Source organism: Arthrobacter sp. 05L421, assembly GCF_056397785.1.
In genome coordinates, this window is the sequence record NZ_JBFTOC010000004.1 from 42,518 (window position 1) to 65,401 (window position 22,884).

Below are 22,884 nucleotides of genomic sequence, written 5' to 3' on the forward strand. Positions count from 1 at the left end.
CTACGGCAGTACTACTTTGCGGCCTCGGCGTCAGCCTTCTTGGCAGCAGGCTTCTTCGCGGGAGCCTTCTTGGCAGCCTTCGGAGCCGGAGCGGCCTCAGCCTGGACGGCCGGAGCGGACGTGTCGGCGGGCAGCGAGTCCTTGGCGACCTGGACCAGCGCGGCGAAGGCGTTGGCGTCGGAAACGGCCAGCTCGGCCAGCATACGGCGGTCAACCTCAACCTCAGCGGCCTTCAGGCCCTGGATCAGTCGGTTGTAGGTCAGGCCGTTGGCGCGGGATGCAGCGTTGATGCGCTGGATCCAAAGACGGCGGAAGTCGCCCTTCTTCTTCTTGCGGTCACCGTAGCTGTACACAAACGAGTGCAGCAGCTGCTCTTTTGCCTTGCGGTACAGGCGTGAACGCTGTCCGCGGTAGCCCTTTGCGCGTTCGAGGATAACCCGGCGCTTCTTGTGGGCGTTAACCGCCCTCTTCACACGTGCCACGTGCGTACTCCTTAGAAAATTCTGATCCCAAGCGTCTACTGCCGGATCGGTCCGGCTGGCCTGAGAAGCCTTTTTGGTAGTTGACTGCTGCCAGGCGGCGAACAGTCAGAAAACTTGGAACTTAGATGCCGAGCATCTTCCGGATGACCTTGGCGTCGCCCTTGAAGACGATCTTGTCGCCGGCAAGGCGACGGGTCAGCCGGGAGGACTTGTGCTCCAGGTAGTGGCGGCGGTTGGCCTGCTGGCGGCGCAGCTTGCCGCTACCGGTCAGCTTGAAGCGCTTCTTAGCACCGCTGTGGGTCTTCATCTTCGGCATGGGAACCGATCTCCTTACGTATCCGCAGAAAAGTCTGCAGCTCTTTCGTGCAGCCGCCCCTGCGGGCGGCATGCTGGTTGCCTACTGCCGGACATTGCTGTCCGGCAGCCGTGAACTAGTTGGTCTTCTTGCTGCCAGGCTTGGCGGCAGCCCGGGGGGCGGCCGGCCGTGCAGCGGGCTTCGGCGCTGAAGGCCTCGGCACCGGCTTCGGAGCAGCAACCGGCTTCGGTGCTGCCGCCGGAGTGGCCGGAGCGGCTGCCTTTTCCTCGGGAGCCTTGGCCGGAGCGGCCTTCGGAGCCGCGGGAACCTTGGCTGCTGCCGGCTTCTCGGCCGCCTTCGGAGCCTCGGCTGCCTTGGCGGCCACGGGCTTTTCAGCCTTCGGAGCCGCCGGAGCCTTGGCTGCCGCCGGCTTCTCGGCCGCCTTGGGGGCAGCTTCCTTGGGTGCTTCCTGGACCGGGGCCTCGTCGGCCTTGGTCTCCTCGACCGGGGCCTGCGTGGTCTCTTCGGCCTTGGCTTCTTCGCTGGCCGGAGCTTCCGTTGCCGGAGCCTCAGCCTCGGTCGCCGTTGCCTCAGTCCGGACCTGGTAGCCTTCCGGCAGCAGATCGGCGAGCGACTGCGTCAGGGGCGCTTCGGGGCCGGACGTATCAACGCGGCCTCCACCCGAAGCCTTGGCTTCGTTCTCCGCCTTGGCTTCCGCCCGCTGCGATGCACGGCGGGCCTCAGCCTTGGCTTCTGCCTTGTTCTTCAGCGGGCCCACCACCATGACCATGTTGCGGCCATCGATCCGCGGGCTGGACTCCACAACGCCGACTTCGGCGACGTCGTCCGCGAAACGCTGGAGCAGACGGATACCCATCTCGGGGCGCTGCTGCTCACGGCCGCGGAACTGGATCATGGCCTTGACCTTGTCACCGGCACCGAGGAAGCGGAGGGCGTGGCCGCGCTTCGTCTCGTAGTCATGCGTGTCGATCTTCAGGCGGAAGCGGATTTCCTTCAGGACCGTGTTGGTCTGATTCTTCCGGGCCTCGCGTGCCTTGACGGCGGCTTCGTACTTGTACTTGCCGAAGTCCATCAGCTTGCACACCGGAGGCTTGGCCTGCGGTGCAACTTCAACGAGATCAAGATCGGACTCGGCAGCCAAACGCAGGGCATCCTCAATACGGACAACGCCTACTTGCTCGCCTGCAGGGCCGACCAGCCGCACCTCGGGGACGCGGATACGCTCATTGATTCTTGGCTCGCTAATGTTAAAGCTCCTGTGTTCGTGAGGGGTATTCCACCGGCAAAAAGAGAAGGCCCCCAATTGCCGGAGCAATCGAAGGCCTCGAGATCGGAGCTGCCGCCCTCAATGAGGCGGCATGCACTTTCCTCCGGACCGGAGTCCGAGGATGTGCCCGACCAGGTACCCGGCAACCTTGACTCCCAGAGGGGAGGGGCTTCCCGAAGGAAGTTTCGCGGCTGACGCGGGTGGGAGAGAACTCCGCTTGCAAACTAAAAGTCAACTCTACAGAAAGATACCCGTTCGACGCACATGTGCGTCGCCGGGCGCCATTTCGGGCTCAAAGTTCAGCCAGAAGCACTGCATTCTATAAAAGCCTGAGAATAACGACATTTAGTCGGTCTGTGACAAGCTTACCAGCATGAGCACATCAGAAGGTAATTCCCACGTCTTCGAGCCCGCAGCCGCCCAGGCCGACGTCTCGCAGCAGATCCGCGACATCTCAGAAGTCCCCGCAATCGAGGTCATCACCACAGCCGCCGTGCACCTGATGAGCGCCGCCGCGGTAAAGCTCGGCCTCGCCGCCGAGGAAAATGCCCAGGAACTCAAGGACCTGGACGAGGCCCGGAAACTGATCACCGCCCTTGCCGGGCTGGTGACTGCGGCGGCGCCGGAAATCGGCTCCCAGCACGCAGGACCGTTGCGCGATGGACTCCGCTCGCTCCAGCTGGCCTTCCGTGAGGAATCGATCATTCCGGATGCTCCGGGCAAGGGTCCGGGCGAGAAGTACACCGGCCCGGTCAACTAAGCACAGGCAGCTAAGCACAGCCAACTAAGGATAGGCATCAGCCATAAAGCGGCGGCGGGCGGACCACTTCGGTCCGCCCGCCGCCGTCGTTAACGCCCGCGCTATCCGGCTCGCGGGCCGCAAACGGCGACAGCGGACAGTCATACGTGGGCCAGCCGGCGGCGCCGCACCCGCTGTAGGACGAGTCCCACCAGGCAGAGAGTCACTCCCGCCAGCCCCACGGACACGAAGCCGGCCGAGGGGCCGATGAGGTCGATGAACAGCCCCGCCAGCGGCGCACCCAGGGCTACTCCCCCGGTGAGCGATGAACCGTACCAGCCCATGGCCTCGCCGCGGCGGCTTTCATCGACCAGTTCGGCCACCTTTTCCGAGGCTGCGGACAACACCGGCGCGCACAGCAGACCCGGCAGCAACGCGAGCAGGCTGAGCGTCCAGACGTCGGTCGCGAAGGCCATCGGGACTGTCAGCGCTGACATCCCCAGCAACAGGAGGATCGGGGAGATGGGCCGGTGCATGGCGCCGTAGAGGATGCCGCCCACCACCGAGGCCGCGCACCAGAACAGGAACACGAGGCCGATTTCGGCCTGGTGGCCGCCGGTCTGGAGGGCCGCGACGATGCCGACGTCGGTGCCGCTGAGGACCATGCCCGCACCGGCCGCGACGGCGAATACGGAGGCCACGGCGGCGGTGAACCAGCTGAAGTTGTGGATGACTCTGTGTCGCAGGCCGGAGCCCCGCCGGCGCCGTTCCTCGGCTGCGGCTGCCAGGGGCGCCAGTTCGGCCGCGGCTTCCTGCAGGTGGGCCGGGGCGGCGGCAACGACGGCGGCTTCCGCGCATTCCAGCTCCTGTGCTTCGAGCCCGGCGTCGGGAGAAGCACTCCGGGTGGGCGGGTTGAACCACATGAGGAAGAGTCCCGATACGGATGTTGCAACTCCCACGACTGTCAGGCCCAGGACGGACTGGCCGCTGGTGGCGACGACGGCTCCGACAGCGGGGCCGATCATGAAGACCAGTTCGGTGGCGATGGCGTCCAGGGTGAAGGCCGTGCGGCGCTGTTCCGAGGGGGCGAGCACGCCGAGGGACTGCCGCACCACGCTGAAGATGGGCAGGGTCAGCAGGCCTCCGACGAACACCAGGGGCAGCAGCACCTCGTAGGAGACGTGCGGGACAATCGACCAGATCACGGTCTCGGAGACGACAGACGGGATGAGCGCCTTACGCAGCCCCACCGTGTCGACCCGGCGCCCGCGCCAGGGGGCGCCGACGGCGATTCCGATCGTCATCACGGCGGCGGCCGCGCCGGCGGCCGCGTAGCCCTGGCCGAGGGTCAGGACGATGTGCAGGGTCAGCAAGACTCCGGCCGCCGAGTGCGGTACGCGGGCGATCATGCCAACCAGCAGGAGTCGCCGGATGGGCCGAACGGCCAGCAGCTGACGGTAAAGCGCGAAATTCACGAAACTACTTCCTTCTGGTACTGCCCACGGCAGCACCGGGAAGTCCCCCCGTTGGGCCGAAAGCTATGGTGCTGCGCGCTGCAGCTTGACCTCGATCGAATCAACCCGCTCGGCAAAGATTTCATTCCGGGCCCAGGCGTTGTTGAGGCCAGCGACAATGGACTGCACGCCGGCGGCGTCGAGCCCGTCTTCAAGGTAGAGGACCACCCGGAGTTCCGGGCCGGCTCCCCCACCGGGGAGCCGCTTGCCATCGGCCGTGGCCGTGGCAACTCCTCCCCCCGGATGAATTTCACCACGGCGGACCGCAGGAAAGCTAACTGCGCTCTCCCCGAGGGCCGCGGCGAGGTCGGGGTCGGCGTACGACGGCGTCCAGGCCTGCTGCTGGGCGAGGGCCCAAACCGCCGGCCGGCGCACCACGAACGTCAGCTCGGAGCCGGGATCGAGCACCAGCAACTCGGCGCCTTCCGCGACCGCGGACAGGGCCGCCCGGGCCGCGTACACGGCGACCGGCCTGGCCTCCGGATGCCACGCTGTCAATGACGCCGCCGAGGTGAACACCGGCATGGCCGTCCGCCCGTCGGGCGCCTTGAGCGTCACGAGGGCCATGTCTGCCTGTTTGTCGGAGCGAAGATTATCACCGTGCAGCTGGTCCCCGTGCGCCCCGGCGGCGGCTTCGCCCTCTTCGGCGAGCTGGGCGAGGATTGGCACGAATACCCTTGCGGTGGCAAGCGCGGCCACCACGGCCGCCTCGTCGCCCGTGCCCGCGGCGAGATCGGCCAAGGCGGCAAGGTATCCGGCGTCGGCGGTGCCGTCGTCGTCCTCGAAATTGTGGATCTTTGCGTCATCGCCGGCCAGGCTGCGGCCTGCCCAGGGCTGGCCGGCGGAGTCGGTGGCCCCGCCGGAGCCGGCCAGGGCGGCCGCGATGTGTCCGGGCAGATGCCGGACGGGCCCCGCCCCGGTGCCCGTCTGCACTGCATCGTGGGGGCCGTGAGGATTCTCGGTGTGCGTCATGGGCACGGACAGCCTAGCGGCGGCCGGCGGCGTCGAGGGCCTCAGGCAGTGTGAAGTTGCCGTTGTAGAGGGCTTTGCCGATGATGGCGCCTTCGACCCCGAGCGGCACCAGGGAACGCAGGACCAGGAGGTCCTCAAGGCTGGAAATGCCGCCGGAAGCGACCACCGGCTTGCCTGTCTTTTCGACCATCTGGCGAAGGAGCTCGACGTTGGGGCCCTGGAGGGTGCCGTCCTTGGTCACATCGGTCACGACGTACCGGGCGCAGCCGGCGTCCTCGAGGCGGCCGAGCACCTCCCAGAGGTCCCCGCCTTCCTTGGTCCAGCCCCGGCCGGCGAGGGTGGTGCCGCGGACATCCAGGCCGACGGCGATCTTGTCGCCGAAGCGTTCGATCACCCGGGCCGTCCAGTCCGGGTTCTCCAGTGCCGCGGTGCCCAGGTTCACGCGGGCGACGCCGAGGCTGAGGGCCTTCTCGAGAGATTCGTCGTCGCGCAGTCCGCCGGAGAGCTCCACCTTAATGTCGAGCCGCCCAACCACCTCGCGCAGGAGTTCGGCGTTGGAGCCGCGCCCGAACGCGGCGTCCAGGTCGACCAGGTGCACCCACTCGGCCCCCTGCTGCTGCCAGTTGAGGGCGGCCTCCAGCGGGGTGCCGTAGCTCGTCTCGCTGCCGGCTTCGCCCTGGACGAGCCGGACGGCCTGGCCGTTGACGACATCGACGGCGGGCAGGAGCTCAAGTACGGGCAGCGGGGTTTCGGTGGTCATCGTGGAGTCCTCAGCTTGGGGATGGTAGGTGGGAGCGGGGCCGTCAGGACGCCGGCAGGGTCAGGAGGAAGGCGGCCAGCAGCGACATTCCGGCCAGGACGTAGAAAACGATCTGCACCCAGAGCGGACTTTTCTGCTGCCGGAAGGAGATCGCGCCGCCAACCAGCAGGCCTGCGACGCCCATCAGTACCAGGGACCACATCTAGGCGGTCCGTTCCGGGGCGGCGGTTTGTTCCGGGGATGCGGTTTGTTCCGGGGATGCGGGGCGGAGGCCCTGGACCCAGTTGCGCAGCAGCCGGGCGCCGGCGTCGCCGGACTTCTCTGGGTGGAACTGGGTGGCGCACAGCGGGCCGTTTTCCACAGCCGCGATGAACGGGGCACCGTGGTCGGACCAGGTGACCAGCGGCGCGGCCATCCGCGGCTGGATGACGTCGAAGTCCCACTGCTGGACACCGTAGGAGTGTACGAAGTAGAAGCGCTCGCCCTCGACTCCGGCGAACAGCTTGGACCCCTCAGGGACGGAGACGGTGTTCCAGCCCATGTGCGGCACGACGTCGGCAGGCAGCAGCTCCACCTTGCCAGGCCACTCCCCCATGCCCTCCGCTTCGGTGCCGTGCTCGACGCCGGCCTCGAACAACACCTGGAGCCCAACGCAGATGGCCAGCACGGGGCGGCCTCCTGCGACACGGCGGCCGATCATGCGGATGGCGTCAACAGCTTTGAGTTCGCGCATGACGGTTTCGAAGGCGCCGACACCGGGGACGACGAGGCCGTCGGCGTTAAGGACGTCTTCGGGCTTGGAACTGAGGATGACTTCGGCGCCTGCCCGCTCCAGCGCGCGGACGGCGGACCGGACATTCCCGGAGCCGTAGTCCAGCACCGTAACAGTGGGCTTTCCCTCCGGGGACACCGGCTTGGTCGCGGCGGCGGGATCGATGATGGCCCCGTCGCGGAGCAGCGGGGCGCTCACAAGGCACCCTTTGTGGACGGGATGCCCTCGACGCGGGGATCCGGTTCGACGGCTGCGCGCAGCGCCCGGGCAAAGGCCTTGAACTGGGCCTCGACGATGTGGTGGGGGTCGCGCCCGGCGGTGACGTTCATGTGCAGGCAGATCCCGGCGTGCAGTGTGATCGCCTCGAAGACGTGACGGGTCAGGGAGCCCGTGAAGTGGCCGCCGATCAGGTGGTATTCCTGGCCTGCCGGCTCCCCGGCGTGGACCAGGTAGGGACGGCCGGAGACGTCCACGACGGCTTGCGCGAGGGCCTCATCCAGGGGCACGGTGGCCTCGCCGAACCGGCGGATTCCGGCCTTGTTGCCCAGGGCGGTCCGCAGCACCTCGCCGAACGTGATGGCCACGTCCTCGACAGTGTGGTGCACATCGATGTGGGTATCACCGGTGGCCTTGACGGTCATGTCAATCAGGGAGTGCTTGCTGAGGGCTGTCAGCATGTGGTCATAGAACGGGACCGACGTGCTGATGTCTGAAACGCCGGTGCCGTCCAGGTTGATCTCGACCAGGACCGAGGACTCAGTGGTGGTCCGTTCCATGCGTGCGGTCCGGCCCTCGGCGGCGGTGGATCCCATGTTGCTCATGTAGATGTGTCCTTTGGAAGAAGGCAGGGTGTTGGGCAGTGCGGCGGGGCGCGCGGGCTCCCCACCAAGTCTAGGCCTGCGGCTTTGCGGAGCCGTTCAGGATGCTTTCAAGGGCCTCAAGGAAGGCTGTGGTTTCCGTCTCAGTGCCGGCGGTCACGCGAAGGTGCCCCGGAATGCCGACGTCGCGGATGAGGACACCGGCGTCCAGCATGCCCTGCCAGACCTCGTGGGGATTCTCCAGACCGCCGAAGAACACGTAGTTGGAATCGGAGGCGGCCGGCCTCAGCCCCAGCCGCGTCAGTTCGGAGACGATCCTGTCGCGCTGGCGTTTGATGTCCTCGACGTCCGCCATGAGTGCCCCCCGGTGGCGCAGGGCGGCCAGGGCCGCGGCCTGGGTGATGGCGGAGAGGTGGTACGGGAGACGGACCAGGCGCAGGGCGTCCGCGACCTCCGGGGCCGCGGCCATGTAGCCGAGCCGCGCGCCGGCGAGGGCGAAGGCCTTGCTCATGGTGCGCGAGACGATGAGCCGTTCCCGGCCGGGCAACAGGGTGAGGGCGCTGGGCGTGCCGTCGTGGGCGAACTCGTGGTAAGCCTCGTCCACGATCACGATGGTTTGACTGGCCTCGCCGGCGTCATAGACGGCCTCGACGACATCAAGCCCCAGCCCCGTGCCGGTGGGGTTGTTCGGGGAGCAGAGGAAAACGATGTTGGGCTGCAGCTCGCGGACCTGCCGGGCCGCCGATTCCGCGCTGAGCCCGTAGTCCGCCGCTCGGGCACCGACGATGTATTCGGTGTCCGTGCCGGAGGCCAGCAGCGGGTACATCGAATACGTGGGAGGAAACCCAAGGGCCGTCCGGCCGGGGCCGCCGAATGCCTGGAGGATCTGCTGAAGGACTTCGTTGGAACCGTTCGCGGCCCAGATATTCTCCGCGTCCAGGCCATGGCCAAGGTATTCGGCGAGGGCTTCGCGCAATTCGGTGAACTCGCGGTCCGGATACCGGTTCAGCCCTGCGGCGGCGGCGCTGACGGCCTCGGTGATTGCCGCGCGGACATCGGCCGGAACGCCATGGGTGTTCTCGTTGACGTTGAGCAGGATAGGGACGTCCAGCTGCGGTGCGCCATACGGACGCAGGCCACGCAGATTGGTTCGGAGGGGCAGTCGGTTGAGGCGCTCAAGCTGGTCAGTCACTCGACCAGTTTAAGTGGTAGCGGCACGGGCGCTGAAACTGTGACGCCTGCGACGGCAATTGGGGGAGGTTAGTTGGGGGCAGGTACTTGGCTTGCCAGACTCTATTTGGACGGGACGAACAGCTGCTGGCCCGGCAGCACACGCGCGGCGTCCAGGTTGTTCAGCTGCACGATATCGGCCACGACGTCGCGGGGATCCCGGTCCGGGGCCACGGACCCTGCAATGGCCCAGAGGGACTCCCCCGGCTGCACCGTGACGGTAATGGTCGGCGTCACCGAGAGCTGATCCGCGGAATCCGCCGCCTTCGCAGGCGCGTTGAGGAATCCACTGAATGACAGAATGAGCGCCGTCAGCAGGATCAGCGGGACGCCGAAGAAGACGAAGCGTCCGCGCCGGGTGAGCCGCAGCGGCGCTTGCTTCGGCCGGCCGGCGGAACCAGCGGCCATCGCCCCTCGCGGTGCAGGCGACGTCGGGGAAATGCGGGGGCCGGCGTTGAGCGGGTACACATTGCCGTGACGGACGCTTCCCCGGTCGGCACCTCCCTGGCCGACACCTCCGTGGCCGATGTTGCCCTGGTCGATGCTGCCGAAATCCGCCACCCCACTGGCACCTGCACTGCGGTGGTGATTCGTGACACCCTGAACGAACGTGCCTTGAAACGCGTTTGAAGCTGACATGAACTGAGCCCTCCTGGACCATACGGTGCCGCCCGGCGTACTCCACGTACTCGCCGCCAACCGGCCGAACCTTCGAACATAGAACCGAACACCAGATCCGAAGTGAAAACTCGAAACTCGAACACATATTCGAACTCTGCTTGTTCTGTTTTAGCACTTACTAACGAACGATGTCGAGACTCGCTAGAACAAATGTTTGAAAAAGCCTTGCGGCTGGCCTATTTTTGAGGGACAGGACAACCACTGATGAACTCCCTGCGGGACATCATCAGTAGTTGATCAGCAGGGTCTGACATTTCAGACCGGAAGTTCCCGGTGACAGCAGCCACGGCAGCCGGGTGGAACGGAAAGGCATTGGCGAACATGGCAGCACAAGCCACCGGCGGCAGGGCCACCTCACGGAGCCCGCAGCCCGCCCGGGCGCCCAAGAGCCTCACCCCCCGGCAAAAGAAAATCCTGGAGACCATCCAGCGGTCCGTCACGGACAAGGGCTACCCGCCGTCCATGCGCGAGATCGGCGACACCGTCGGATTGGCCAGCCTGTCGAGCGTGACCCATCAGCTCTCCCAGCTTGAAAAGCTCGGCTACCTGCGGCGCGATCCGAAGCGCCCGCGGGCTATGGAAGTGCTCATGCCGCTGACGTTGGACGAGGGAACCACCCCGATTTCGGGTGTCGAGAAGTCCAGTGGCCTGCGGGCCGTCGGCGGCCTGTCAGTGACTGAACTCGCCAGCGCCACGGACACTGCAATGGTGCCGCTTGTCGGACGCATCGCCGCCGGCGGGCCGATCCTCGCGGACCAGGTGGTGGAGGATGTCATGCCGCTGCCCCGACAGCTCGTGGGCCATGGCGAACTCTTCATGCTCAAGGTGGCGGGCGACTCGATGATCGATGCCGCCATCTGCGACGGCGACTGGGTGGTTGTCCGCCGCCAGGGTGATGCCGTGAACGGCGACATCGTTGCCGCACTGCTGGACGACGAAGCCACGGTCAAGACCTTCCGCCAGCGGGACGGCCACACCTGGCTGTTGCCGCAAAACACCCAGTACGAGCCAATCCTCGGTGACCACGCCGTCATCATGGGCAAGGTCGTCTCGGTACTCCGCTCCCTTTAGCCGTCCCTGTCGGGCCGCCCTGGCAGAGTCGCCAGCCCTCAGAGTCGCCGGCCCTCAGAGTCGCCGCGTCATCGAGGATGGTCGGCTCCTGGTTCAGCTTGGGACTCAGCCCTTCGCGGAGTCCTTCGCCAGGCGCTCCAAGGCCGCCATGGCTATCGACGAATCGGTGGTGGGCCAGAACGGCGGCAGCGCGGCGCGGAGGAATCCGCCGTAGCGCTCCGTGGATAGCCGCGAATCCAGCACCGCCACAACTCCCTTGTCCGACGTCGAGCGGATCAGCCGTCCGGCGCCCTGCGCGAGCCGAATGGCGGCGTGCGTGGCCGAGACGGACATGAAGCCGTTGCCGCCGGCCTGGGCGACGGCCCGCGAGCGTGCCGTCATCAGCGGATCGTCCGGCCGCGGGAACGGTATCCGGTCAATGACCACCAGCCGGCAGGACACTCCGGGAACGTCGACGCCCTGCCAGAGGGACATCGTGCCGAACAAACAGGTGTCCGGCTCGTCCGCAAACTGCCGCACGAGCGCCGTCATGGTCGACTCCCCCTGGCACAGGATGCTGAGGCCCAGTCGGGGCCGCATGGCCTCCGCGGCTTCCTCCGCTGCGCGCCGGGAGGAAAACAGGCACAAGGCACCGCCGCCGGAAGCGCGGATCAGCTTCTCGAGTTCGTCCAAGGCCTCGGGGGACGTTCCGCGGCCGGGCTTGGGCAGGTGCCGGGCGACGTAGAGGATGCCCTGCTTCGGATAGTCGAAGGGGGATCCGACGTCGACGCCGGTCCAGCTCGGGGCGCCGTTGCCAACGAGGCCAAGACCGCCGGCAGCAGGTTCGAAGGCAGCGCCGATAGCCAGCGTGGCTGAGGTCAGGATGACGGTGTGGTCCGCGAACAAACCCTCGCGCAGACGCCCCGCGACGCTCAACGGGGCAACATTGATCAAGGCCGGCGAGCTCTCGTCCGGCTGGGAGTAGCCCTGCGCCGGGTCGAAGCTGCTGTTGCGGGAGAACCACACCACTTCGCGGTTTTCGCGCGCGGCCAAGAGGCGCTCACAGAGTTCCAGGATGACCATCAGGCGTGACCGGGCCAGCTGGCGTCCGCCGTCGGCCGACACGGAGCTGTCCCCCTTCGAATCAGACAGGGCGGCGCGGCACGCGTCGCGGAGCTGGTCGATGCAGTCCAGTTGCTCGCTGTTCAGCCCGTTAGGCATCAACCCGCTCGGGACGCCGTCGATGGCCAGCTCCAGGTGGGCGGCGGCATTGTTCAGCGCGTCCACCGTGATGCCCGTGTGCTTCCGGGCCCCGGACGCGGCGGCGTGCACCATCGCCACCGAGAGCTGACCGGATACAGCACCCGTGACGCGGTCCTGCAGTTCGTGCGCTTCATCTACCACCACGACGTCGTACTCGGGCAGCACCGCCAGGCCTTCGAAGGCGCTGACGGCGAGCATGGCGTGGTTGGTGACCACGACGTCGGCGTCGGCGGCGTTCTGCCGGGCAAGCTCGCTGAAACATTCGGCCGCGAGCGGGCACTTCTGCGCGCCGAGGCACTCCATGGAGGTGACCGAGACCTGGCGCCAGGCCCGGTCCGTGACGCCGGGCATGAGCTCGTCGCGGTCCCCCGTTGCGGTCCCCTCGGCCCATTCGCGCAGGCGGACGACTTCCTTGCCCATTTGCGAGGACGGCCCGCCAAGTGCGGCGGCGAAATGCGGCACGCTGGTGTCCTCCCCGAGGGAAAACAGCTGTCCCTCGGAAGGTTCCTCGGACGGGAACCCGCCCTCGAGCTTGTGCCGGCACACGTAGTTGGACCGGCCCTTCACCAGGGCGATCTTGACCGGCCGTGCCAGCGCAGGCGTGATGGTCTTGAGCAGCCTGGGCAGGTCCCGGCCCACGATCTGGGTCTGCAGCGCCAGCGTTGCGGTCGAGACCAGGGTGGGCTTGTTGCTGGTCAGCGAATGGGCGATCAGCGGAATCAGGTACGCCAGGGATTTGCCGGTGCCGGTGCCGGCCTGGACCAGCAGGTGGTCGCCGCTGTCTATCGCGCGCACCACCTGCCGGGCCATTTCGTGCTGGCCATCGCGGCTCTGGCCGCCCATGCCAGACACGGCACGGTCGAGCAGTTCAACCACAAACTCCTCGCCGGCCGCGCCAGCAACTGAATCTGGGCCGCCGTCGGAGTCGGCCGATGCGTCCGCAGGCTCCATGTCCTCCGACGCGTCCGCAGGTCCGGCGGCGTCCAATTCAACGTCAGACGCTTTGGCGTCCGCGGGTTCGGCGTCGGCCTTGGTCACCGCAGCCTCAGTCATTGCTGATGAAGGGATCCAGTTCGGCGGCGAGTCCTTCACGCACCATCACCACGGCTCGGGTCCCGGTTTCCTCGTGGTCGAGGCTGAGGATCTCGGCGTCGGTCTCGTGGAGCTTGCTGAGCAGGTCCCCGCGGTTGTACGGGATCAGCAGTTCAAGCTTCACGCTGGGACGCGGAATGCCGTCGCTGATGGCCTTGAGCAGCTCCGGAATACCTTCACCGGTGCGGGCTGAGACCACCACGTGGCGCGGTTCGCGCTGCTTGAGCCGTTCCACCACAAACGGGTCGGCGGCGTCAGCCTTGTTCAGGACAATGATTTCCGGAACCTTGCGCGCGTCGACTTCGCTGAACACGGTCCGGACAGCGGCGATCTGGCCTTCCGGATCCGGGTGCGAGACGTCGACGACGTGCAGGATGAGGTCCGAGTCGGCCACCTCTTCGAGCGTGGAGCGGAATGCCTCCACGAGCTGGGTGGGCAGGGACCGGACAAATCCCACGGTGTCGGCCAGGGTGTACCCCAGACCGTCAGCGGTTTCGGCCTTGCGGACGGTGGGGTCCAGGGTGGCGAACAGGGCGTTTTCCACCAGCACCCCGGCGTCGGTGAGCCGGTTCAGCAGCGAGGACTTCCCGGCGTTGGTGTATCCGGCGATCGCTACCGAGGGGACAGCATTACGACGGCGGTTGGCCCGCTTCGTTTCCCGGGCCGGCTTCATGGCGGCGATTTCGCGGCGCAGCTTGGCCATCCGGGTGCGGATCCGGCGGCGGTCCAGTTCGATCTTGGTTTCACCGGGACCACGCGAGCCCATGCCGGCGCCGGCGCCGCCCACCTGGCCACCGGCCTGGCGGGACATCGATTCGCCCCAGCCACGCAGACGCGGGAGCAGGTATTCCAGATGCGCCAGTTCCACCTGCGCCTTGCCTTCGCGGCTCTTGGCATGCTGCGCGAAGATGTCCAGGATCAGCGCCGTGCGGTCGATGACCTTGACCTTGACGATGTCTTCCAGTCCGCGCCGCTGGGACGGGGCCAATTCGGCGTCGACCACTACGGTGTCGGCGCCGGTGGACACCACGATGGCTTTCAGTTCCTGCGCCTTTCCGGAGCCGAGGAAGGTTCCGGGATCGGGCTTGGCCCGCCGCTGGACGAGTCCGTCGAGGACCTCGGAGCCGGCGGTCTCGGCGAGGGCCGCGAGTTCGCGCAGGGAGTTCTCGGCATCCGCGAGGGTGCCTTCGGTCCAGAGGCCGGCCAGGACGACGCGCTCAAGGCGCAACTGCCGGTATTCGACCTCGGTGACGTCTTCGAGTTCGGTGGACAGGCCCGCCTTGCGGCGCAGCGCGTGGCGTTCCTCGAGATCCTGCTGGTCGCCGTCGAAGTTCGTGTACACCTCGTCCAGGCGGGAGATGGCCTGCGCCTTGCCGAGTACCGACGTCGGGCTGCCGGTCGCACCGGCGCCTCCGTTGGCGCCGGTTCCGGGGCCGCTGCCACGGCCTGCGCCCGGGGCCGGGGTGTCCTTGGACAGGATCCGGTCGATTACAGCCTGAATCTCCTCAGGACTCATGTCCTGGGCTGCTGAATCGGGTCCGGTGTTGGGGTGGCTGGTCATGGTCTCCTTTAAGGGTTCGGCACTTTCAGAATAGTGCCGATTGGTGCTCTGTGGGGCGGTATTCGCGCTGGGCTGACGGCGGGGGGTCATGCACGCCTCCTGGAATGCCCGCGGCAACAGTGCCGGGGCGGGGCTGGCTCCGTCTGGAGCGGTGGCTGGGTGAAGTGTAGAAGAGACAGATGCGCCCGGCTGTGGGAAACCACAGATTGTGGAGATCGGCGCCTGTGGAACACGCTCCCTGTAGAAATCACAGGGAGGTAGGAGCCGTCCGCCAGGCCGGGCCCGGGAGCGGCCCAGGGAGCACGGTGTCAGCAAAACAAGGTGCCCGGGAAAATGGCTGGATTCCAAGTGGTGCGTGTGCCCCGCGGGTGAGAAAATTCACCCTTGCGATGGTGCACTCAGCGGAAGGCGTTTACCTGCGTCGCTCCGGGGGGACGGGATGTCGCTGCTGGGAGAGACTAGGCCCGTGCCGGCTACTTGGAGATGAAGATCATGTTTTTTAGCCTAGCAGACGTCAAGGCTCCCGCCCGGTTTCCCAAGGGGGTGGGCCGCCAACTAATCTGGCCCATTATGGAGTCTGCACATTATTTCAGCGCCCAGCCGGCCGGGCCCTTTACCCGCAAGCCGCTCACCGTGGACCTTGCCGGTGAAACGCGCCGGCTGCAGACGTCCTCAGGGATCTTCAGCCCGGACGGAATCGACAAGGGAACGGCCGTACTTCTCGCCGACGTTCCGGCTCCGGCGCCGCAGGGCAACCTGCTGGATATCGGCTGCGGCTGGGGACCGATCGCCCTGACCATGGCCCTGCGGGCACCGCACGCCCACGTCTACGCGGTGGACGTGAACGAACGCTGCGTGACCCTCACCAACGAAAACGCCGGGCTGTTGGGGCTGAGCAACGTCACCGCCAGCACGCCGGACGCCGTGGACCCCGAACTGCGCTTTGACACTATCTGGTCCAACCCGCCGATCCGGATCGGCAAGGATGAGCTTCATGCGCTCTTGCGGCTTTGGATTCCCAGGCTGGCGCCGGGTGGATCCGCCTGGCTCGTGGTGCAGAAGAACCTCGGCTCGGACTCGCTGCAGCGCTGGCTGGCGGCGGAGCTCGACTCCAGCTTCAGCGTGACCCGGGAGAGCACGTCGAAGTCGTTCCGGATCCTTCGGGTCAGGAAAGCGTCCCGCTAGCGACAATCACAGCCGGGCCGCTGAGTTCGACGTGTTCGTGCCCCTCCGGGCCCAGGAAGAAGTTCACGCCGACGACGCCGCCGGGAACATGGACGTTCCACGCGTCCGGTGCGTCCTGGCCGGCCCAGTGGCGAATAGCGACGGCGGCGGCGCAGGCGCCGGTACCGCATGACTGGGTCTCCCCCACCCCACGCTCGTGAACCCGCATGGTGATGGTGCCGGTGCCGTCGTGGACCAGCGGTTCGGACGGCACGACGAATTCGACGTTGGTGCCGTGCGGCGGCGTCGGGTCCACCCGGGGGGCCGTGAACAATTGCGTGGCCTCGAGTTCGGCGGTCTCAGCCAGGGCCACCACCGTGTGCGGGTTGCCCATGCTGACAGAAAGGGCTGGCCGGGCAACTTCGAGCCCCTCGGCGCTGACGAGCGAATCCATGGCCCGTGCGGTGGCCTCGCCCGGGAAGATGAACTCCCAGGGGCCCATGTCCACGGCGTAGCCCGCAGCTGTCCGCACGATCGTCTTGGCACCGCCCCGGGTTCCAATGACGAGGGACTCGCCTGCCGGAAGGTCCACGAGGCCTTCGGCGATGAGGAAGTGCACAAAGACGCGGACTCCGTTGCCGCACATCTCGGACAGCGAGCCGTCGCCGTTGCGGTAGTCCATGAACCACTCGGCGTCAGGGTGCGCGGCCAGCAATTCCTGCCCCTCGGGCAGGAGCCGGGAAGGAACGGCACGGATCAGTCCATCGCCGCCGATGCCGCGGTGCCGGTCGCAAAGCGCCGCGACGTGCTCGGGGCTGAGCGAGAGTGTGCCGTTGGGGTCTGCGATAAGGACAAAGTCGTTGCCCGTTCCGTGGCCTTTGGAAAACTTCAGACCGCTGAGCGGTGCGGTATCGCCGGCAGTGCGGTCAGCGGCTACGGCTTGGGATTCGTCCATGCTCCAAGGTTACCGTTCCGCCCTGACCGCTCCGGCACCGTGACCGTGACGGTTACAGATACCCTGACCGTTACGAACGCTACGCCGGCGGCGGAACGGGCGCCGTGCGGCACAGTGCGGCGGCCTCTGCCACCAGGTCAGGATCGTGCCAGCCCAGCCAGGTGACCCGGGGATCGGCCCGGAACCAGGTCAGCTGGCGGCGCGCGAACTGCCGGGTGGCGATGATTGTTTCGTCCGCGGCCTGCTCCAGGCTGGATTCGCCGTCGAGGACCCGGAGGAACTGGGCATAGCCGAGGGCGCGTGGCGCGGTTCTGCCGGTGCGAAGCCCAGCGGCGTCCAGCCGGCGCACTTCGTCCAGCAGTCCCTGGTCCACCATCGCGTGGACGCGCTGGGCAAGGCGGTCCCTCAGCAGTTCCCGTTCCACGCCGAGGCCGATCTGGACGGCGGGCTGGAAGTACTCGCGGGCCGGCATGAAGGAACTGAACGGGCGACCGGTGAGTTCGAAGACCTCCAGGGCGCGGATGATCCTGCGGTCATCGCCCAGCCTGCCCGCCGACACGGGGTCCACTGCTTCCAGCCGTTCCCGCAACGGCGCAGGTCCCGCCGTGGCCAGTTCCGTCTCGAGCCGGTGGCGGATGTCCGGATCCGTGCCGGGGAACTCCAGGACATCGAGCGCGGCTCGAACGTAGAGTCCCGAGCCGCCGGCCAGGATGGCCCGTTTCCCCCGGCTGTGGATGTCGGCGATCAGGGCACGTGCCCGTTGCTGGAAGTCCGAGACGGATGCTTCCTCGGTCACGTCCAGTATGTCCAGGAGGTGATGGGGAACGCCCCTGCGTTCGGCGTCGGTGATCTTGGCGGTGCCGATGTCCATGCCGCGGTAGAACTGCATCGAGTCGGCGTTGATGACTTCGCCGTCGAGCTCGAGGGCGAGGGAGACGGCCAGATCTGATTTGCCGGACCCCGTGGGGCCGACGACGGCGATCACCGGCGGTGCAGCCGGCCTCGCACCTGGCAGTGCATCCTGCCGTTCAGTCGGCTGTGCCGTGGCCGTGGCGGCTGCATCGGCTAGGGCGGTGCCCTGCGGGCCTGGCAAGGCGCTAGCGGCCACGGACCGGGAGGCTGGGCATGCCCAGCGACACACCGGAGGTGCCCGCCGCGCTGGCCGGGACCGGGGCGCCGCAGGAATCTGCCTGGGAACGGTCCCAGGCGTCACCGGCACGGGACCGGCGCAGGCTGTAGTCGTCGGCCGTTGCAGGGTCGGAGACCAAGTGGAACGCCGCTGCCTCTGTGATGGTGACGGTCACCAGGTCGCCGGGCCGGGGCACCTCGGCGCCGGCGGGCACGGAGAAGTGCACCAGGCGCTGGTCCTGGGACCGGCCGGAGAGGCGGTGGGTTTCCTGGGCTTTACGGCCCGACTGGGCTGTCACCATGACCTCGACACGGCGGCCGAGCTGCCGGGCGTTTTCCTCCGCGGCAATCCGGTCCTGCAGGGCGGTAAGGCGCTCAAAGCGTTCCTGGACCACGGCCTTGGGCAGCTGGTCCGGCAGGTCGGCGGCAGGCGTGCCCGGTCGCTTGGAGTACTGGAAGGTGAAGGCAGTGGCGAACCGGGACTTCTCCACGACGTCGAGCGTGGCCTGGAAGTCCTCCTCGGTCTCGCCGGGGAACCCGACGATGATGTCCGTGGAGATGGCGGCATGCGGAATCTTCTCGCGGACCTTGTCCAGGATGCCGAGGAACTTGGTGGAGCGGTAGGACCGCTTCATATCCTTGAGGACTTTGTCCGAGCCGGACTGCAAGGGCATGTGCAGCTGCGGCATGACATTGGGGGTCTCTGCCATGGCGTCAATGACGTCGTCAGTGAAGGCGGCCGGGTGCGGGCTGGTGAAACGGACGCGCTCCAGGCCCGGGATGTCGCCGCAGGCGCGCAGGAGCTTGGAGAAGGCCTGCCGGTCACCGAATTCGACGCCGTAGGAGTTCACGTTTTGGCCCAGCAGTGTTACTTCGATGGCGCCGTCGTCCACGAGTGCCTGGATTTCGGCCAGGATCTCGCCGGGGCGCCGGTCCTTTTCCTTGCCCCGGAGGGCCGGGACGATGCAGAAGGTGCAGGTGTTGTTGCAGCCCACGGAGATCGATACCCAGCCTGAATAGACTGAGTCCCGCTTGGTGGGGAGAGTGGACGGAAAAACGTCCAGAGATTCGAGGATCTCGAGCTGGGCCTCGTTGTTGTGGCGGGCCCGGTCCAGCAGCGCCGGCAGGGCACCGACGTTGTGGGTGCCGAACACGGCGTCCACCCACGGCGCCTTCTTGAGGATGGTCTCCCGGTCCTTCTGTGCGAGGCATCCGCCAACGGCGATCTGCATTCCCGGATTGGCTGCCTTGACCGGGGCGAGGATGCCGAGGTTGCCGTACAGCTTGTTGTCGGCATTCTCCCGGACCGCGCAGGTGTTGAAGACCACGACGTCAGCCAGCTCACCGGCGGACGGAACATAGCCGGCGGCTTCCAGCATGCCGGCCATCCGCTCGGAATCGTGCACGTTCATCTGGCAGCCGAACGTGCGCACCTGGTAGGTGCGGGGCTGGGCTGGCCGCGAGGTTTCCGTTGCGGCAGCCGGGTCTGCACTGAATGTCGCAGGCCCTGCTGGTGGCATGGCCAGAGTCGCTGCCGGCGGCACTGCCGGAGGCGTTGCTGGAGAAGTGGTGCCGGCTGCTGGGGAGGGAATGGTAAAACTCACTTGTTAAGGGTAACGGGTATGGGTCACGGGCAGTGGCCGGGCTTGCGAAGACCCCTGATCGGTGGCCTTAGTCCCCGGCTTCCGCACGGCCGATGACAGCGTCGAGGACCTCGCCCACGATCCGGAAGGCGAGCGAAGGCTGGTATCCCTTGCGGGCCAGCATTGACGCTAGGCGGCGGGTGACCTTGTCGCGCTCCGCACGGTCCTCACCGCCGGTGAATCCCCGCAGCTTGCGCTCCACGAGCTCACGGGCCGCCGATTCTTCGTCGGCGTCGCTGAGCTGTTCCAGCGCACCGGCCGCGGTTTCCGGGTCGATGCCCTTGTCCGCGAGTTCGCGCCGCAGGGCACCCTTGGCGAGTTTGCGTGTTTGGGACCTGCTGCGGACCCACATGTCGGCAAACTCGGCGTCGTCCACCAGACGCACTTCCTCGAAGCGGTCCAGTACGGCCTCGGCGACGTCCTCGGGAACGTTGCGTTCGGCCAGCTTGCGCGCCAGCTGCAGCCGGCTCTTGGGCGAAGTCGTCAGCTGCCGCAACACGATGGCGCGAGCAACTGCTGCCGGATCCGCGTCTGGATCCAGTTCCAGAGACGGCGCCGCCTTTGAGCGGCGGGAACCGTGGGAACCGCCAGAGCCGCGGGAAGTGTACCCGCCGGAACCGCCGGAACTGTACCCGGCGGAACCGTCACGCTGGTCGCCAGCGCCGTCCGAGTCAGGGTTCCTCTGACGGAACCCTGACCCACGGCTCGCTCCTGCGTTAGAAGCCGTCAACGGCCTTCAGCTTCGGCGACTCCTCGGTTTCGGCCGGAGCCTTCACGCCGACGCCGAGCTTTTCCTTGATCAGGCGCTCAAGTTCGGACGCCAACTCCGGGTTGTCGCGCAGGAAGCGGCGGGAGTTCTCCATGCCCTGGCCCAGCTGGTCGCCATCGTAGGTGAACCAGGAGCCCGACTTCTTGATCAGGCCGTGCTCGACGCCCATGTCGATAATGCCGCCTTCACGGGAAATGCCCTGGCCGTAAATGATGTCGAACTCGGCGATCTTGAACGGCGGAGCCATCTTGTTCTTGACGATTTTGGCCTTGGTGCGGTTGCCGACGGAATCCGCGCCCTCTTTCAGGGTCTGGATCCTGCGGACGTCGATGCGGATGGAGGCGTAGAACTTCAGCGCCTTACCACCGGTGGTGGTTTCCGGAGAGCCGAAGAAGACGCCGATCTTTTCACGCAGCTGGTTGATGAAGATAGCCGTGGTCTTCGTCTGGCTCAGGCGGCCGGTGATCTTACGGAGGGCCTGGCTCATCAGGCGGGCCTGCAGGCCCACGTGGCTGTCGCCCATGTCGCCTTCGATTTCCGCGCGGGGAACGAGGGCTGCCACTGAGTCAATGACAATGACGTCAAGGGAACCGGAACCGATGAGCATGTCCATGATTTCCAGCGCCTGCTCGCCGGTGTCCGGCTGCGAGACCAGGAGCGCGTCGGTGTCGACGCCCAGCTTCGCGGCGTATTCCGGATCGAGGGCGTGCTCGGCGTCGATGAAGGCGGCGATGCCGCCCAGGCGCTGGGCGTTGGCAACGGCGTGCAGCGCGACCGTGGTCTTACCGGATGACTCCGGACCGTAGATTTCCACGACGCGGCCGCGGGGCAGGCCGCCAATTCCCAGGGCGACGTCCAATGCGATGGAGCCGGTCGGGATGACCTCGATGGGCGCACGGACTTCATCGCCGAGGCGCATGACCGAGCCTTTGCCGAACTGCTTGTCAATCTGGGCAAGCGCTGCGTCGAGCGCCTTCTGGCGATCCGGGGCTGCGGCCATGATTCACACCTCTAATACTTTCTCGCTGTGGAGTGGCCCAGTAGGCCCTTCGTCTGTCATCACTGACGCTACTTGCTCCCTCCGACAAAGTTGTCGAGGGAGCCGCGTATGTGGAAACCACGTGAATGGATAACACAGTATGTGGAAAACGCTCTGAAAAAAGCATATCGCTATCCGAACAGGTATTCGAACAAGCAGGCGGCGTGTCAGGCGCCAGCCCATGCAGGCGGCGCGTCAGGCGCCAGCCCATGCAGGCGCGCGTCAGCGTCAGTGGGGTCCGGTGGTGTCGCGGGGTTTGACGTCCCGGCCCAAGCGGCGCTCCGGCGGGACGTCCTGGACGTCGCACAGGGCAAGCCACACCTGGCGGGGAGGAACGCCGGCGCTGAGGGCCTGGTCAGCGGTGCGTCCCCCGACTCCGGCCAGGACCAGCGAGCTGCTCAGGACGCGGGAGTACCCCGCCCCGAACTCGTCGTCCATAAGCCGCCAAAAGTCACTGATTCGCACGAGTAAAGTCTCTCACGGCCCAGGACTCTAGAATGGTTGCCATGAGCAACCCAACTGAGTCCGCGGGAGATTCCTCTCCCGAAACTGCCGGCGCTGACGCCGCCCTGGACGCCGTCGAGGACCAGCTGAGCCTGCTCTGGCGCCGGGGCCGGTCGATTTCCCATCAGCTCTCGCGCGAGGTCCACCCGGACATGGAGCCCGCCGCCTACGGGCTGCTCAGTGTGATCCGCAAGCAGGGCCCGATCAGGCTGACCGAGCTCGCGTCCTGCATCGGCGTCGGCAAGCCCTCGGTGAGCCGGCAGATCGCCTTCCTCGAGGGCCTTGGCCTGGTATCGAAGGAGGCGGACCCCCTGGACGGCCGGGCGCAGTCCATCCAGCTGACCCCCGAAGGCGAGGCACGGATGCATCAGGTCCAGGACGCCCGGCGTGAAGTGTTTCGGGAACGCCTGGCAGAGTGGCCGGCCGAGGACCTGCAGGCTCTTGCCATGTACATGGCGAAACTCAATGCCACCTACGAACGTGACGGGTTCCCCCGGGACGAGCCCGCCTGACTCCCCCGGCCTGGTGCACAAGTCATCCGCGGCACACGTCAAAGGACCCCCGGCCTGAGCCGGAGGTCCTTTCTTGCGTCTTAGGTGAGTTGGCGTCTAGCGAGCTCCGGAAAGGAGGCCCTTCGCCAGCTCGTCGTTGAGGTCGGAGTTGAGTTCTCGGTCGAGGTCGCGGCCGTAGCGCTGCGCGAACTCCTGGGGGACGGTGTCCGGAACCGCGACGCCCTCGGCGACCGCAACGCGGTCGCTGACTTCGCGGAGCATGCTCGAAAGCGGAACATCGAGGGCCGAGCAGATCGAGGACAGCAACTCCGAGGAGGCTTCCTTCTGGCCGCGTTCCACTTCGCTCAGGTAGCCCAGGGAAACACGGGCACTGTGCGAGACTTCGCGGAGCGTACGGCCTTGGCGCTGGCGGACATCGCGCAGGACATCACCGATTTCGTGACGAAGTACAACCATCTTGCGCTCCTTCTGTTCGCTCTTGGCCTGATCGGCGAGGCCCACATCCTTCCAGCGGACAACGCCGTTTACGGATACGGGCTGCTTTACCATCTGTATCGCCTTGCTCCTCGTACTGTCGAGTCCGCCGGTGGGGGCGGACTCTGCTGATGATTTCATCCTAGGCGCCTCCCTTATTTGGAAGCGACACAATGTAA

General features: G+C 66.7%; 24 protein-coding genes. 4 read left to right on the forward strand and 20 right to left on the reverse strand.

The genetic code is table 11. The features are described from left to right. Positions 1 to 11 precede the first annotated feature (11 nt). The 3 genes from rplT to infC all read right to left on the reverse strand — a co-directional run bounded on the left by rplT (position 12) and on the right by infC (position 2,002). On the reverse strand, positions 12 to 482 hold the full coding sequence (gene rplT, locus AC1DKQ_RS06730) for a 50S ribosomal protein L20 (RefSeq protein WP_476883886.1): 471 nt from the start codon (positions 480 to 482) through the stop codon (positions 12 to 14). A gap of 121 nt (positions 483 to 603) precedes the next feature. Further along, on the reverse strand, positions 604 to 798 hold the full coding sequence (gene rpmI / locus AC1DKQ_RS06735) for a 50S ribosomal protein L35 (protein ID WP_009358635.1): 195 nt from the start codon (positions 796 to 798) through the stop codon (positions 604 to 606). A 115-nt stretch (positions 799 to 913) separates the two neighbouring features. Beyond that, the gene (gene infC, locus AC1DKQ_RS06740) at positions 914 to 2,002 is read right to left on the reverse strand and encodes a translation initiation factor IF-3 (protein ID WP_476883887.1); all 1,089 of its coding nucleotides are present in this window, start codon (positions 2,000 to 2,002) and stop codon (positions 914 to 916) included. Between the two features lie 436 nt (positions 2,003 to 2,438). On the opposite strand from infC, the gene AC1DKQ_RS06745 reads away from it, so the two are divergent. After that, positions 2,439 to 2,825, forward strand: a complete 387-nt coding sequence (locus tag AC1DKQ_RS06745) for a DUF1844 domain-containing protein (RefSeq protein ID WP_476883888.1) — start codon at positions 2,439 to 2,441, stop codon at positions 2,823 to 2,825. A 140-nt stretch (positions 2,826 to 2,965) separates the two neighbouring features. Here AC1DKQ_RS06745 and AC1DKQ_RS06750 read toward each other — a convergent pair whose 3' ends face one another. From AC1DKQ_RS06750 to AC1DKQ_RS06785, 8 genes are all read right to left on the reverse strand, one after another. Then, the gene (locus AC1DKQ_RS06750) at positions 2,966 to 4,279 is read right to left on the reverse strand and encodes an MFS transporter (RefSeq protein WP_476883889.1); all 1,314 of its coding nucleotides are present in this window, start codon (positions 4,277 to 4,279) and stop codon (positions 2,966 to 2,968) included. 63 nt (positions 4,280 to 4,342) lie between these two features. Further along, complete coding sequence (locus AC1DKQ_RS06755) at positions 4,343 to 5,290, reverse strand: SseB family protein (RefSeq protein WP_476883890.1); 948 nt, start codon at positions 5,288 to 5,290, stop codon at positions 4,343 to 4,345. 13 nt (positions 5,291 to 5,303) lie between these two features. Next, positions 5,304 to 6,050, reverse strand: coding sequence for a bifunctional 1-(5-phosphoribosyl)-5-((5-phosphoribosylamino)methylideneamino)imidazole-4-carboxamide isomerase/phosphoribosylanthranilate isomerase PriA (gene priA, locus AC1DKQ_RS06760; RefSeq protein ID WP_476883891.1), 747 nt, complete (start codon positions 6,048 to 6,050; stop codon positions 5,304 to 5,306). 43 nt (positions 6,051 to 6,093) lie between these two features. Beyond that, positions 6,094 to 6,252, reverse strand: coding sequence for a hypothetical protein (locus AC1DKQ_RS06765; RefSeq protein ID WP_476883892.1), 159 nt, complete (start codon positions 6,250 to 6,252; stop codon positions 6,094 to 6,096). Beyond that, on the reverse strand, positions 6,253 to 7,020 hold the full coding sequence (gene hisH, locus AC1DKQ_RS06770; RefSeq protein WP_476883893.1) for an imidazole glycerol phosphate synthase subunit HisH: 768 nt from the start codon (positions 7,018 to 7,020) through the stop codon (positions 6,253 to 6,255). Further along, positions 7,017 to 7,643, reverse strand: a complete 627-nt coding sequence (hisB, locus tag AC1DKQ_RS06775) for an imidazoleglycerol-phosphate dehydratase HisB (protein WP_476883894.1) — start codon at positions 7,641 to 7,643, stop codon at positions 7,017 to 7,019. The genes hisH and hisB overlap by 4 nt, the downstream gene beginning before the upstream one ends. Positions 7,644 to 7,713: 70 nt before the next feature. Continuing rightward, positions 7,714 to 8,832 carry a histidinol-phosphate transaminase gene (locus AC1DKQ_RS06780; protein ID WP_476883895.1) on the reverse strand — a complete coding sequence of 373 codons (1,119 nt, stop codon included), beginning with the start codon at positions 8,830 to 8,832 and terminating at the stop codon, positions 7,714 to 7,716. Positions 8,833 to 8,933: 101 nt separating this feature from the next. Beyond that, on the reverse strand, positions 8,934 to 9,278 hold the full coding sequence (locus AC1DKQ_RS06785; RefSeq protein ID WP_476884025.1) for a LysM peptidoglycan-binding domain-containing protein: 345 nt from the start codon (positions 9,276 to 9,278) through the stop codon (positions 8,934 to 8,936). Between the two features lie 594 nt (positions 9,279 to 9,872). Between AC1DKQ_RS06785 and lexA the strand changes: the two genes are divergently transcribed. Then, a complete protein-coding gene (lexA, locus tag AC1DKQ_RS06790) occupies positions 9,873 to 10,622 on the forward strand; it encodes a transcriptional repressor LexA (RefSeq protein ID WP_476883896.1) in 750 nt (249 codons plus the stop codon). 105 nt (positions 10,623 to 10,727) lie between these two features. Here the strand turns inward: lexA and AC1DKQ_RS06795 are convergent, their stop codons facing one another. Both AC1DKQ_RS06795 and hflX read right to left on the reverse strand, forming a co-directional pair. Then, positions 10,728 to 12,815, reverse strand: a complete 2,088-nt coding sequence (locus tag AC1DKQ_RS06795; protein ID WP_476884026.1) for an ATP-dependent DNA helicase — start codon at positions 12,813 to 12,815, stop codon at positions 10,728 to 10,730. Between the two features lie 94 nt (positions 12,816 to 12,909). Then, the gene (gene hflX / locus AC1DKQ_RS06800) at positions 12,910 to 14,517 is read right to left on the reverse strand and encodes a GTPase HflX (protein WP_476918497.1); all 1,608 of its coding nucleotides are present in this window, start codon (positions 14,515 to 14,517) and stop codon (positions 12,910 to 12,912) included. Positions 14,518 to 15,087: 570 nt separating this feature from the next. On the opposite strand from hflX, the gene AC1DKQ_RS06805 reads away from it, so the two are divergent. Beyond that, positions 15,088 to 15,702, forward strand: a complete 615-nt coding sequence (locus tag AC1DKQ_RS06805) for a class I SAM-dependent methyltransferase (protein ID WP_277525996.1) — start codon at positions 15,088 to 15,090, stop codon at positions 15,700 to 15,702. On the opposite strand, the gene dapF is transcribed toward AC1DKQ_RS06805, so the two are convergent. From dapF to AC1DKQ_RS06835, 6 genes are all read right to left on the reverse strand, one after another. Then, the gene (gene dapF, locus AC1DKQ_RS06810) at positions 15,683 to 16,636 is read right to left on the reverse strand and encodes a diaminopimelate epimerase (protein ID WP_476918498.1); all 954 of its coding nucleotides are present in this window, start codon (positions 16,634 to 16,636) and stop codon (positions 15,683 to 15,685) included. The two genes, AC1DKQ_RS06805 and dapF, sit on opposite strands and share 20 nt — an antisense overlap. A 79-nt stretch (positions 16,637 to 16,715) precedes the next feature. Further along, the gene (gene miaA, locus AC1DKQ_RS06815) at positions 16,716 to 17,651 is read right to left on the reverse strand and encodes a tRNA (adenosine(37)-N6)-dimethylallyltransferase MiaA (RefSeq protein WP_476918646.1); all 936 of its coding nucleotides are present in this window, start codon (positions 17,649 to 17,651) and stop codon (positions 16,716 to 16,718) included. A gap of 82 nt (positions 17,652 to 17,733) precedes the next feature. Then, positions 17,734 to 19,368 carry a tRNA (N6-isopentenyl adenosine(37)-C2)-methylthiotransferase MiaB gene (gene miaB / locus AC1DKQ_RS06820; protein ID WP_476883899.1) on the reverse strand — a complete coding sequence of 545 codons (1,635 nt, stop codon included), beginning with the start codon at positions 19,366 to 19,368 and terminating at the stop codon, positions 17,734 to 17,736. A 67-nt stretch (positions 19,369 to 19,435) separates the two neighbouring features. Beyond that, on the reverse strand, positions 19,436 to 19,906 hold the full coding sequence (locus AC1DKQ_RS06825; RefSeq protein ID WP_476883900.1) for a regulatory protein RecX: 471 nt from the start codon (positions 19,904 to 19,906) through the stop codon (positions 19,436 to 19,438). A gap of 217 nt (positions 19,907 to 20,123) precedes the next feature. Next, complete coding sequence (gene recA, locus AC1DKQ_RS06830) at positions 20,124 to 21,176, reverse strand: recombinase RecA (RefSeq protein WP_277525999.1); 1,053 nt, start codon at positions 21,174 to 21,176, stop codon at positions 20,124 to 20,126. 267 nt (positions 21,177 to 21,443) lie between these two features. Next, on the reverse strand, positions 21,444 to 21,680 hold the full coding sequence (locus tag AC1DKQ_RS06835; RefSeq protein WP_277526000.1) for a DUF3046 domain-containing protein: 237 nt from the start codon (positions 21,678 to 21,680) through the stop codon (positions 21,444 to 21,446). 41 nt (positions 21,681 to 21,721) lie between these two features. On the opposite strand from AC1DKQ_RS06835, the gene AC1DKQ_RS06840 reads away from it, so the two are divergent. Then, positions 21,722 to 22,231, forward strand: coding sequence for a MarR family winged helix-turn-helix transcriptional regulator (locus tag AC1DKQ_RS06840; RefSeq protein WP_476883901.1), 510 nt, complete (start codon positions 21,722 to 21,724; stop codon positions 22,229 to 22,231). Between the two features lie 96 nt (positions 22,232 to 22,327). On the opposite strand, the gene AC1DKQ_RS06845 is transcribed toward AC1DKQ_RS06840, so the two are convergent. Continuing rightward, a complete protein-coding gene (locus AC1DKQ_RS06845) occupies positions 22,328 to 22,780 on the reverse strand; it encodes a helix-turn-helix domain-containing protein (RefSeq protein ID WP_066434909.1) in 453 nt (150 codons plus the stop codon). Between the last annotated feature and the right edge of the window lie 104 nt (positions 22,781 to 22,884).